Source organism: Lactiplantibacillus xiangfangensis (genome assembly GCF_001438845.1).
Taxonomy (GTDB): Bacteria; Bacillota; Bacilli; order Lactobacillales; family Lactobacillaceae; genus Lactiplantibacillus; species Lactiplantibacillus xiangfangensis.
In genome coordinates this window covers 1-11,491 of the sequence record NZ_JQCL01000023.1, presented here as the reverse complement: position 1 = coordinate 11,491, position 11,491 = coordinate 1, and the positions used below count along the sequence as shown (strand labels likewise).

The window sequence follows — 11,491 nt, the reverse complement described above, 5'->3', positions numbered from 1 at the left end:
CAAAAATTGGGTGTTGATGGAAATCCATCAACACCCAATATTCTAGAGCCAAAATTTCTGGTTGGCTTTCCCTATTATTATGGTCGAAACGTGGTCCAAAAGGCAGTCTGTTCCGCTTAACCCGCAAACTAACCGCCTTTTGGACCACTCTCTATCCTTCTAAAAACAATTGGGGATAACGTTGTTGTAAGACTTGCGCTAACGCTTGCCCCGCGACTTGTGACCCCGCCAAATTCAAGTGAACGTGATCGGTCAAGCCCGGCTGCCACGCCGCCGTTTCAATTAACTCAACCGTGCTAAACTGCGCCACCGCCTTGCGGATAATCTGGTCAAAGCGCTGACTAAACGGAATCATCACCGCAATTTGACTGTCCGGATAAAGGGTTTGAACCCGTTTTAAGAATCGACTGAAAAGGGCTAAGTACGCCTCCGCTGATTCGCGGCCGTCGTTGGTCCCAACGTTGATCACAACTAAGTCCGTCGCAATGGGCGTCCACGGCGTTGTGGCATCCAACTGCGTTAAAACGTCGACTAACGGGGGCACGCCCCCGGTTCCTGGCTTGCTTAACCCCGCCGCACTGTAAGCAATCCGTACGTTACGCGCTCCCAGACGGTCACTAGCAACGGCTGCGTAGTTCGCTTCCCCACGATAATCTTCAGCGGGCTTCTGGCCAGCGACCCAACACCCGGCCGTTATGGAATCCCCAATAAAGGTAATGCTACGGTTACCGAGTTGTACAGGTTGAAGTTGCCCGTCGCTAGTCAAACGCTGAACGGCAAAACCGCCATCGCCGGTCCACACTGGGTCTTCGTCGGTATTTCCGCTCATCACAACCCGAATGACGTGCGGTCGTTGGTCCATCGTTAATTGGATGGCATCCGCTGTCATGGCTTGGCGTTGAAACGGTAACCCATCAATTTGAATCGCAATCCAACTCGGCATCTCAACGGCGCAGGGTAAGAGTTTCAAACGAACCCAGCTCGCTGAACTGACTCGAAAATCAAACTCCGCCCCTAAATTCGTGCTGTACATAACAGGTTGACCAGCAACGATTTTTTCCGCCCACCGACCCTGAAAATAGGCCGGCATCAACGAATTATTGGCCGTCACAACTTGATACTTCATTTAAATTCCTCCTCAAAATGCTAATTTTTCAATAAAAAGGCCAAACTTGACCCCCATCAATTTGTTATCAAGGAATTCTTCATATACTAGAGCCATCAAATCAATTAAGGAGCGCATCTAATTATGAAATTCCAAATCTTTCTAACCAAACATACGAATCAAATTACTTTAGCAACCGGCGTCCTCATTGTCCTCGGCATGCTAAGTAAGTACCTCTTGAACTTTACACCCGGCTACACCGTTACCTTAGCCGTTGCTTCCGTCATTGCGGCCGTGCCAATTGCCGTCCGGGCTTTCAGCGCCCTTCGCAATAAGGTCTTCAGTATTGAACTGCTCGTGACCATCGCCGTCATTGGGGCCTTCGTCATCGGTGAGTTTAACGAATCCGCCATCGTTACGTTCCTCTTCTTGTTCGGATCATACCTTGAAAGTAAAACATTACAAAAGACCCGGACCGCCATCAAAGGTTTGACCGACATGTCACCAACGACCGCAACGTTAGTCACTGACAGTGGAACCGAAGAAGTCGACGTTGACGATGTTGACGAAGGCGACGTTGTCTTAGTCAAAACTGGGAGCCAAGTACCCGTTGACGGCGAAGTCGTTGAAGGTAGCGGCTACTTGAACGAAGCTTCCATTACTGGTGAAGCCCGTCAGATCAACAAACAACTTCATGATAACGTCTATTCCGGCACCATGGTCGAAAATGGTTACCTTAAAATCAAGGCCACCCAAGTTGGTGACGACACGACGTTTGCTAAAATTATTGAATTAGTCGAAGAAGCCCAAGACACCAAGTCTAAAGCTGAAAAATTCATCGACCGCTTTGCACAATATTATACCCCCGCCGTCTTAGTTTTAGCGGCCCTAGTCTTCGTTTTCTCCCGTGACTTCCGCTTAGCCATTACGGTCCTCGTCCTCGGATGCCCTGGTGCCCTGGTCATCGGCGCGCCCGTTTCCAACGTGGCTGGTATCGGGAACGGTGCCAAACGTGGAATCCTTATCAAGGGTGGCGAAGTAATCGATACGTTCGCCAAAGTTGATACCTTAGTTTTCGATAAAACGGGAACGTTAACGGAAGGCAACACTGCCGTGACGACCATGAACACCTATACCGACCACGTCGCGGACCAGTTGGGGTTAGCCGCCGCCATCGAAGGCGTTTCGGATCATCCCCTTGGTCAAGCCATCATTACTTACGCTGAAAAACAAACAACGCATACCGCACCGACTTTAGACGATACCGAAACCGTTAAGGGCCAAGGAATCTGCGCCAAAGTTAACGGCCAATCAATCGTCATCGGGAACCAAAAGATGATGACCGCACATGACATCGGTTTAACACCTAAGCAAGCACATGACCTTAACGCCTTACAATCTGCTGGTCAATCAACCGTGATTATGGCGGTCGACGGCCAAGTTCAATTAATATTTGGAATCGCGGACACGATTCGGCCCGAAGTTAAGGACTCACTCGCCGCACTGAAGGCGCAAGGAATCAAACGGACCGTGATGTTAACCGGCGACAACCAGTTAACCGCCGAATCCGTCGCTAAGGAACTTAACTTAGACGAAGTTCACGCTAACTTACTGCCAGAAGAAAAGGTTGAATACGTTAAAAAGCTCAAAGCGGACGGTAACACGGTTGCCTTTATCGGTGACGGGATCAACGATAGCCCATCGATTGCCAACGCTGATATCGGGATCGCTATGGGTAGCGGGACTGACGTTGCCATCGACACCTCCGACGTGGTCTTGATGCAATCAAGCTTCCCAGCACTCGTCCACGCGCACGGTTTAGCTAAGAAGACCGTCTTAAACACCCGCGAAAACATCTTCATCGCCATCGCAACGGTTGTCTTCCTACTAATCGGATTGATCTTTGGCTACATCTACATGGCCAGTGGGATGTTCGTCCACGAAGCCAGCATCCTCGTCGTTATCTTCAACGCGATGCGCCTGATCAATTTCCAAACTAAGTTCGACAAGCGCCAACCCGCCATGAAGTCCCAGCCAGCAACGGCTTAATTAAAACTTCACACTAACCAAAATCCCCCTCGTCATTGAGTCTTAGCTCACTGACGAGGGGGATTTTGTTGGTTTTAACTAAAGAATTAGCCATCGTTAGATCAATGATTGGACTAATAAAATAAGCCTAATTAGTTTATCCGGTTGGCGCTGATAAGTTACTGCCACAATAACACCATCAAAACTAATTTTAGCGGAGTCGGTCAAAGTCAGTGTGCTATGTCGGCAAGATTGGCGGGCAAATTTTGCGCCAATCTTGCGAGGCGCTTTAAAGACGTGGGCTGTCGGCTTTAAAGCGAGGTCGCAGACCGTACTTTGGCTGGGACTGTCCCCCCATAGCACACCAAGGCAACCCGACGAAGCGACTAATCACATCCGCCAAGAACTTTTTAGTGGCTTAAGTATACCTAGGGGGGTATATTAGTTTTATTGAAATAACCGACTTACATTGGAGGAATCATAATGATTAAAGAAATTCATGATCAAGACTTTGCAAAAGAAACTGATACTGGGATCGCCGTTGTCGACTTTCGGGCCGATTGGTGCCCACCATGTCGCATGATGGACCCAATCTTGAAGTCCCTCTCAGAAGACGACAACTACAAGGACCAGGTTAACTTCGTTTCATTGAACGTCGATAATGACAAGGAAATCGCAACCCAGTTCCAAGTTCAAGGGATTCCAACGTTCTTAATCAAGAAGGACGGTAAAGTTGTCAGCCACATGGTTGGTGCACGGCCAAAACCCGATTTTGAAGCCGAGCTTAAAAAGGCCCTCAATTAAGGAGGCTACTTTAATGACGACTACCGATGAAGGTTACGTTACAAGTAAACAGATTAAGTCCCGTTTAAAACGGTCTGCTGGGCAACTGGACGGTGTGTTACGCATGATGGATGATAACCGGCCGTGTGACGACGTTTTAGTCCAACTTTCGGCAGTCAAGTCTAGCATCGACAAGGCAATGAAGCTAGTGATTGCGCGCAACATTATCAATTGTGTTGACGGCTCAGATCAAATGGACGTTCAGAAATTCGAACACTCATTGGATCTACTTCTAAAAACTAAATAACTAAATAAAGTTAAATTTAAGGATTGATCAGTGTTTAGACTAATACAAATTAATCACTTGTAAATTAGCCCGTTTGCCACTGATGACATACGGTCGTGGGACCGGGGGAAGCCAAAGGGCGGTCTTAGGCCACCTTCACGACTTCCGATTATCCAAATCACAATAGTAAGTCTGTTTTGAGCGCAGTCGGGTAGCCTTGGTGTGCTATGTCGGCAAGATTGGCAGGTGTTTCTTATCTGCCAATTTTGCGGGGCGATTCAAAGACGCGGGCTGTCGGCTTTGAATCGAGGTCGCAGACCGCAGTGTGGCTGCGACCGTCCCCCATAGCACACCAAGGCTACCCGACGAAGCGGATAATTTGGGAATGACTATCATCGTTACTGTTACAGTGTTAATATCAGTTTTAGATTTTTCAACCTTTGGCTAAACATTGTTAATGTATGAAAAAAACGAGGCCGTGACAAAAGTCACCACCTCGTTTTTTATACCTATCAGGGTATCCAACTGATTAATCTTTCCAGTCGCCCTTTTTCCAATCATCATGGTTCCAGTCATCTTGTTTCCAATCGTCATCCTTAGGGGCATCCGTGGGATCTTGGGGATGCTTCTTCATTCGCCGTAAGAGGACTGCCGTTGAAATAACCGTCACGAATCCGGTCGCAATAATGAACACAAGCGTCCACATAATAATGGTGCTGATTGACATACACTTGGTCCCCCTTTTATTAGTTGTCGTTAGTATAGCGCACGCCTCTTAGAAACACAAAAGACCACGGGTAACTAATATGCCCACACAGCACCAGTCGTCCGTGGTCTTTAACTGACTAGAATTTAATCATCGTCATCCTCGTCTTCTTCATCCAAACCAGTCCGGGCATCATTGCCTAAGTATGCTTGTAGTTCACGAATGTTGCGGTTATTGCTACCACGGTAATTCGTTAACCAAGCGGCCAATGCTGGACGTTCCTCTTTTTGGGCCAATTTGATTGCCCGGTCAACAAAGAGGTTTTCGGTATCAAAGTCCTTAATGACTGCTGCCACAGTCGTTGCGGCATCTTGATACTTAAAAGCGCCGTTTTCTTCCAACATGGAATACTTGACCAATTCCGCCGTCGTTGAGGATGGTTTTTGATTTTCATCCAATAGTAAGTCCCCAAGTTCTGCAAACTGCCGAACGTTTAAGTCAAGTAAGCGTTGGTATTCGGCGCGTAAATCAAATGATTGTGCACCCTTCACGTACCACTTGGCTTGGCTTAATTTGACGTAAGCCACCATTAAGTTTGATAAAATGTGATTCGTCATCGCACCAGCCGTTGGAGTGTGATGGTCAATGTCACTTTGTTTTAATTCTGCTGCGTATTGGTCTTCAATGGTTAATTCACTCATGGGGTTCCTCCTATTTTACCTTAACGTTTTCAACTTCGTAGCCTAAACCCGTAACGACCTGAGTTAAGTCATCGGCGTTGGTGACATCCGGGTCAAAGTTTGCTTTGACCTTGCTAGCATTGAATAAGACTTTGACGTTTTCAACACCGTCGTGGTTTGCAACGGCCTTTTCGATTTTAGTCATGCATGACGGGCAAGTTAAAGTTCCTAATTGCATAATGATTTTCATAAATATCAACCTCCGTGATTTCATTTGATGACCCTATCTTAACGAGAAATTGCCGATAAAAAATTGACCGCCGTCAAGAAACCAATAAAGTTTTTCGGTTAAACTATATTTTGTTGAAGGTTGATCATTTAATTAGCCTTCGATTTCTTAACTGCTTCGTCTGTCAGAACTGGTATGCTATGGGGATAGCCTCAGCCAGAGTATGGTCTGAAGCCACAGCATACCAATTCTGCCCGACTCCGCTAAGTTCAACTTTACAGTTGTCATCTAACGCTGGAGGCTGTCACTGATAGTATCAATCGTGCTGGTGGTGTTGGGTCGGTGCTTTTTTGCCGACCTTACACCACGGACGGTCCGGGACAGTTGCGCTTTTGGCAGCTGGCCCTGGCGAGGTTTAAGACCGCTCCTCAGGCTTAAACCGGTCCCACGATTGCATGCTATCAGTGACAACCGGAGGCGGTAACTGCAATATTTATCTTTCAGCCCCTGATTCCATAAATTTAACAATAAATCTGCTATTCTATAGGTGGCTTTATTAAGGAGGTTTTTACCATGGCAGTCCATGAATGTGTTCAACTCGTTCCCATTTTTCAAGAATTAGCAACTGACCAACTCGATACGATCGAGTCCATTGTTCGCCACCACCACTACCAAACTGGTGAAACGATTTTTAACGCGGATGATCCCCTCGATCAATTGATGATCGTTTCAGCGGGTCAAGTTAAGGTCTATCAACTGGCCGCAAATGGCCGTGAACAGTTACTTTACTTATTACAGTCCGGCGATATTGACGGTGAGGCCGCACTCTTTGAGAACCAGCGCCGCACTTCATTTGGCGAAGCCTTGGTGCCGACCGACATCTGCAGCATTCGCCGCGAAGACTTTCAGGAACTGATGCAAAAGTACCCAAGTATCAGCATTAACGTTTTAAACGTCTTCGGAAAACGGCTGACTAAGCTTGAACGCCAAACAACCAGTACGGCGACGGAATCCGTCGAAGCCCGCCTCGCGAACTACTTAACGGAAACCGCGGCATCACTGAAAACCGATACCTTTAAACTACCACTAAAGAAGAAAGACTTAGCTACCTTCTTAGGCACAACCCCCGAAACAATCAGTAGGAAACTGACCCGGTTTGAACAACAGGGGCTGATCACCCAGAAGGCCGGTAAAACAATTCAAATTAACGACGCTGACCAACTATTGCTTGCCGAATAGTTGACTCAGTTTAGCCCCGTCAAACGCCAACCGTTTAACGAGGCTTTTTTTTGACCAATCATCATAATTCGGCGAACGCACAACCCGCCACTTCACGTAATCTAAGGTATAATTAAACCAGTATTATAAATATTATTAAGGAGTGGATTTAATGGCAACCGTTAATCAAGCAGCAGTAAAACAGGACCTGTACGACGCCGTCAATGGTGAATGGATGCAGACCGCTGAAATTCCGGACGACCACGCGTCAACGGGTGGTTTCATGGATTTAGTCGACGCCATTGAAAAAACGTTAATGCATGACTTTGATGCGATGGCCGCGGGCGATGTTCAACCGAACGATCCCCAGTTAGCCGAGTTCATCAAATTTTATCAATTGACTAAAGATTTTAAGCAGCGTGACGCTGCCGGCGCTAAACCGCTACAGCCATGCTTAAAGCAAATCGACAGTTTAAGTGACTTAGCTGATTTACAGACGCGCATGCCTGACTGGATTTACGACGGTTTGCCATTACCGTTTAGCTTGGACGTCGACGCTGACATGAAAAACACCAAGGTCAACGCCCTCTTCGCACAAGCGCCAGGGACGATTCTTCCTGACAAGACTTACTACGACGAAGGAAACCAGAACGGACCGAAGTTGCTCGCCGTCTACGCTAAAATGATGACCACGCTGTTCCAAAAAATGGGCTACGATGCTGATACCGCCCAAGCAACCGTCGACGATGCTTTGAAGTTCGACCGGTTGATCGTGCCGTGGGTTAAAAGTGCTGAAGAAGCCGCTGATTACAGTAAAATGTATAATCCGCGCGACTTCTCAGACTTTGCCAACGACAGTCGCTACTTGGATTTAGCAGCCATTACCTACTCCGTGATCAACGGAAATCCTAAAATCGTCATCTTGCCAGAACCAGCCTACTTCGACCACTTTAACGAAGTCGTCAACCCTGAAAACTTCGACTTGATGAAGAGCTGGATGAAGACTAAGTTGGTCCAGCGTATGAGCGGTTACTTGAGCGATGATATTCGGACCCTTGGGACCACTTATTCACGGACTTTATCTGGTCAAAAGGAAGCTCGGAGCCAGGCCAAGAGCGCCTACTACTTAGCTGCCGGGACGTTTGATCAAGTTGTCGGACTATATTACGGCCACAAATACTTTGGTGAAGCCGCTAAAGCTGACGTTCACCACATGGTCGAAAAGATGATTGCCGTTTATAAACGCCGGTTGCAAGCCAACACTTGGTTGAGCGCAGCCACCCGTGAAAAGGCGGTCACAAAACTGAACAACCTCGGGATTCAAGTCGGTTACCCTGACAAATTGGAACCAGTCTTCACAAAATTCAAGACGCACACCGCTGAAGAAGGCGGCAGTGTCTTGAGTAACATCTTGAACTTCAGTCGCATTGCGCGTAAAGAAATGTTCAGTAAGTGGGGCCAAGCAACGGACCGGACGCGTTGGGAAATGAGTGCGGACACCGTTAACGCTTATTACCACCCGTTCATGAACATCATCGTCTTCCCCGCTGCTATCCTGCAAGCACCGTTCTATAGCCTAGAACAGTCTTCCAGCGCTAACTACGGTGGGATTGGTGCCGTAATTGCCCATGAAATCTCACACGCCTTCGATAATAACGGGGCATTGTTTGATGAATTCGGGAACCTCCACAATTGGTGGACGGCCGAAGACTCTGCGCACTTCAAGGAACTCGCCAAATCTATGATCAGTGAATTTGACGGCCTCGAATTTGCCGGTGCCAAGGTAAATGGGACTTTGACCGTTTCCGAAAACATTGCCGATGCCGGCGGGCTTAGCTGTGCTGAAGAAGCTGCTAAGGGTGAAGACGACGTTGACCTCAGTGCCTTCTTTACTAATTGGGCCATGGTTTGGCGCATGAAAGCCACTAAGCAGTACATGCAGTTGTTGCTATCCATCGACGTGCACGCACCCGCTAAGTTACGGGCTAACGTTCAACCAAAGAACTTGGACGATTTCTACACAACCTTTGATATCCAACCAGATGATCCGATGTACCTCGCACCTGAGAAACGGGTCAAAATCTGGTAATCACTAACTTTTAACAACTTTAAAAGCCTGGGAAGGTTCCCGGGCTTTTATTTAATTTTATTATGGTAAAAGGAGCCTTATATGTCGCAATTTGAAAAGTATCATCCAATTTTGACGGAGCACTACGCGTTCGATTGGCTGACTAAAGCCCGGGCCATCGACGTTTTTCACTTGTACGAAGAGATGGCGGACCAGCCCATCACAATGCCGGCTACGGCCACCAAAATTAACCAAACCATGCGGGAGATTTTCCGCGATCAAAAACTGGTCTGGGGCGTGACCGACCGCATCAATGGTCACTTTGTCGGGCAGGCCGGGTTTGATCCCATCGACCTCGCTAATAAAGAAGCCACGATTAGCGTGACCGTTACACCTGACAACGCTCAGGACCACGTTCTCCACGAACTTTACCAGCGGCTGGTCACGTTTGGTTTAGCTGAATTAAAGCTAACGACGCTCACCGTTCATTTAGAACAGCCCGATCACCAATGCGAACAGATTTTAACTGATCTCGGCTTTCAGCTAACGACTACCCGAACCTATCGCTATCAAAAATAAGATTATTTTTAAGCTCCCACAAATCAAACTTGTGAGAGCTTTTATTTGTCGTTATCAATTTCGTATTAATTTATAAATTCTAAACAATCACTCCCGTAAATACTCCGACTTAGCTAGCAAGAATCCCGATAAGGCCTTAATATCAGCACTTAATTATCGGTTGATTGCCGAAAAAGTTAAGCTTTTTAACTATAATTGGTTGCGTTTTCTTTTTAATCTAGTACAATAAAATTGTTGTCTAAATCATTATACACAATCATTATTGTGAAAACTAACACATTATAAGGAGCTGTTTTTCATGAAAGTTATCGTTATTGGTTGTACCCACGCCGGCACCGCTGCCATTAAACAAATTTTAGCCACGGACCCTTCCACTGAGGTTACCGTTTACGAACGGAACGACAACGTCTCATTTCTCTCTTGTGGGATTGCCCTCTTCTTGGGTGGCCAAGTCGCAGATCCTCAAGGTCTCTTCTATTCCAGCCCTGAACAATTAGCGGAACTCGGTGCCACCGTTCACATGCAACACGACGTCACTGACATCGACACCGAAAATCATCAACTAACGGTAACGGACCTTGAAAGTGGAACCGTTAAAACCGATCACTACGATAAGTTAGTCATGACTACGGGTTCATGGCCTGTCATTCCACCAATCGATGGTATCGACAGCCCTAACGTTTACCTTTGCAAAAACTGGGATCACGCTCAAAAACTCTGGGAAGCTGCTAAACCGGCTAAACGGGTCATCGTTATCGGCGGTGGCTATATTGGAACCGAATTAGTTGAAGCTTACCAACAACAAGGCAAACAAGTGACCTTAATCGACGGCCTACCACGGATTTTAAATAAGTATTTGGACGCCGAATTTACCGACCGCGTTGAACAAGACTTCACCGACCACGGCATTCAACTCGCCCTTGGTCAAATGGTGCAAGGGTTTAGCGACAATGGTTCCGAAGTAACTGTGAAGACTGACCAAGGTAGCTACACCGCCGACATGGCCATCATGTGCGTTGGCTTCCGACCAAACACCGGCCTACTCAAGGGCAAGGTCGACATGAACGCTAACGGCTCCATCAAGACCAACGATTACATGCAAACTTCTGACCCTGACATTTATGGCGCTGGTGATTCAGTAGCCGTTCACTACAACCCAACGAAACGTGATGCCTACATTCCATTAGCAACTAACGCCGTTCGTCAAGGGACCCTCGTTGGCTTGAACATCTTCAAACCAACCCGGAAATACATGGGAACCCAAGCAACTTCCGGCTTGATGCTCTTTGGTAAAACTATCGTTTCTTCAGGGATGACCGTTGAACACGCGCAAGCTGAAAACGTCCCGGCCGTTGCCGTGACCTTAGAGGATAACTACCGGCCAGAGTTCATGCCAACAACCAAACCAGTCCTCATGAAGTTGGTTTACAATCCTGAGACCCGTGAAATTCTTGGCGCACAATTCATGAGCGAACACGACGTTTCTCAGTCTGCCAACACGATTTCCGTCATGATTCAAAATCACAACACCATTGACGACTTAGGGTTTGTTGACATGTTCTTCCAACCAACTTTTGACCGGCCATTCAACTACCTCAACCTGCTTGGTCAAGCAGCAATTGCGCAAGCTGACTAAACATGTCTGTTCCATAAAGCGGTTAGTTTATGAACATTAACGTGGCTTCTTTTAAAGCACGTTTCGTGCCATAACAGTAACAAAAGAGTTAGGGGCAAAATTCAAAAAGCCAATCAGAAAAGGCGCGGCTCCGTGTCAAGTAGACAATCAAATAATTAAAATTGTTTAGGCAA

At 47.1% G+C, this 11,491-nt stretch carries 11 protein-coding genes; 7 read left to right on the top strand and 4 right to left on the bottom strand.

Annotation, left to right across the window (positions count from 1 at the left end):
- Positions 1–151: 151 nt before the first annotated feature.
- The gene (locus IV64_RS02440; protein WP_057705585.1) at positions 152–1,126 is read right to left on the bottom strand and encodes an SGNH/GDSL hydrolase family protein; all 975 of its coding nucleotides are present in this window, start codon (positions 1,124–1,126) and stop codon (positions 152–154) included.
- A gap of 123 nt (positions 1,127–1,249) precedes the next feature.
- Between IV64_RS02440 and IV64_RS02435 the strand changes: the two genes are divergently transcribed.
- The 3 genes from IV64_RS02435 to IV64_RS02425 all read left to right on the top strand — a co-directional run bounded on the left by IV64_RS02435 (position 1,250) and on the right by IV64_RS02425 (position 4,223).
- A complete protein-coding gene (locus IV64_RS02435; RefSeq protein ID WP_057705584.1) occupies positions 1,250–3,154 on the top strand; it encodes a heavy metal translocating P-type ATPase in 1,905 nt (634 codons plus the stop codon).
- Between the two features lie 462 nt (positions 3,155–3,616).
- Positions 3,617–3,937 (top strand): thioredoxin family protein, encoded by a 321-nt coding sequence (locus IV64_RS02430; protein WP_057705583.1) that lies wholly within the window; start codon positions 3,617–3,619, stop codon positions 3,935–3,937.
- A 13-nt stretch (positions 3,938–3,950) separates the two neighbouring features.
- The gene (locus IV64_RS02425; RefSeq protein ID WP_057705582.1) at positions 3,951–4,223 is read left to right on the top strand and encodes a metal-sensitive transcriptional regulator; all 273 of its coding nucleotides are present in this window, start codon (positions 3,951–3,953) and stop codon (positions 4,221–4,223) included.
- Between the two features lie 508 nt (positions 4,224–4,731).
- Here IV64_RS02425 and IV64_RS02420 read toward each other — a convergent pair.
- The 3 genes from IV64_RS02420 to IV64_RS02410 form a co-directional block, all read right to left on the bottom strand.
- Positions 4,732–4,929 carry a hypothetical protein gene (locus IV64_RS02420; RefSeq protein WP_057705581.1) on the bottom strand — a complete coding sequence of 66 codons (198 nt, stop codon included), beginning with the start codon at positions 4,927–4,929 and terminating at the stop codon, positions 4,732–4,734.
- Between the two features lie 125 nt (positions 4,930–5,054).
- On the bottom strand, positions 5,055–5,609 hold the full coding sequence (locus IV64_RS02415; RefSeq protein WP_057705580.1) for a ferritin-like domain-containing protein: 555 nt from the start codon (positions 5,607–5,609) through the stop codon (positions 5,055–5,057).
- Between the two features lie 10 nt (positions 5,610–5,619).
- Entirely contained in the window at positions 5,620–5,838 is a 219-nt protein-coding gene (locus IV64_RS02410; RefSeq protein ID WP_057705579.1) for a heavy-metal-associated domain-containing protein, read from the bottom strand.
- 552 nt (positions 5,839–6,390) lie between these two features.
- On the opposite strand from IV64_RS02410, the gene IV64_RS02405 reads away from it, so the two are divergent.
- The 4 genes from IV64_RS02405 (at position 6,391) to IV64_RS02390 (ending at position 11,318) form a co-directional block, all read left to right on the top strand.
- Positions 6,391–7,056, top strand: a complete 666-nt coding sequence (locus IV64_RS02405; protein WP_057705578.1) for a Crp/Fnr family transcriptional regulator — start codon at positions 6,391–6,393, stop codon at positions 7,054–7,056.
- Positions 7,057–7,207: 151 nt separating this feature from the next.
- Positions 7,208–9,124, top strand: a complete 1,917-nt coding sequence (locus IV64_RS02400; protein ID WP_057705577.1) for a M13 family metallopeptidase — start codon at positions 7,208–7,210, stop codon at positions 9,122–9,124.
- A gap of 81 nt (positions 9,125–9,205) precedes the next feature.
- A complete protein-coding gene (locus IV64_RS02395) occupies positions 9,206–9,682 on the top strand; it encodes a GNAT family N-acetyltransferase (RefSeq protein ID WP_057705576.1) in 477 nt (158 codons plus the stop codon).
- A gap of 298 nt (positions 9,683–9,980) precedes the next feature.
- Positions 9,981–11,318 carry an FAD-dependent oxidoreductase gene (locus IV64_RS02390; protein ID WP_057705575.1) on the top strand — a complete coding sequence of 446 codons (1,338 nt, stop codon included), beginning with the start codon at positions 9,981–9,983 and terminating at the stop codon, positions 11,316–11,318.
- Positions 11,319–11,491: the final 173 nt, after the last annotated feature.

What these genes read in the sequence shown, in the direction of transcription:
- IV64_RS02400 (WP_057705577.1), top strand. Translation starts at nt 7,208, where the DNA reads ATGGCAACCGTTAATCAAGCAGCAGTAAAACAGGACCTGTACGACGCC.
- IV64_RS02420 (WP_057705581.1), bottom strand. Translation starts at nt 4,929, where the DNA reads ATGTCAATCAGCACCATTATTATGTGGACGCTTGTGTTCATTATTGCG.
- IV64_RS02425 (WP_057705582.1), top strand. Translation starts at nt 3,951, where the DNA reads ATGACGACTACCGATGAAGGTTACGTTACAAGTAAACAGATTAAGTCC.
- IV64_RS02405 (WP_057705578.1), top strand. Translation starts at nt 6,391, where the DNA reads ATGGCAGTCCATGAATGTGTTCAACTCGTTCCCATTTTTCAAGAATTA.
- IV64_RS02440 (WP_057705585.1), bottom strand. Translation starts at nt 1,126, where the DNA reads ATGAAGTATCAAGTTGTGACGGCCAATAATTCGTTGATGCCGGCCTAT.
- IV64_RS02390 (WP_057705575.1), top strand. Translation starts at nt 9,981, where the DNA reads ATGAAAGTTATCGTTATTGGTTGTACCCACGCCGGCACCGCTGCCATT.
- IV64_RS02410 (WP_057705579.1), bottom strand. Translation starts at nt 5,838, where the DNA reads ATGAAAATCATTATGCAATTAGGAACTTTAACTTGCCCGTCATGCATG.
- IV64_RS02415 (WP_057705580.1), bottom strand. Translation starts at nt 5,609, where the DNA reads ATGAGTGAATTAACCATTGAAGACCAATACGCAGCAGAATTAAAACAA.
- IV64_RS02435 (WP_057705584.1), top strand. Translation starts at nt 1,250, where the DNA reads ATGAAATTCCAAATCTTTCTAACCAAACATACGAATCAAATTACTTTA.
- IV64_RS02430 (WP_057705583.1), top strand. Translation starts at nt 3,617, where the DNA reads ATGATTAAAGAAATTCATGATCAAGACTTTGCAAAAGAAACTGATACT.
- IV64_RS02395 (WP_057705576.1), top strand. Translation starts at nt 9,206, where the DNA reads ATGTCGCAATTTGAAAAGTATCATCCAATTTTGACGGAGCACTACGCG.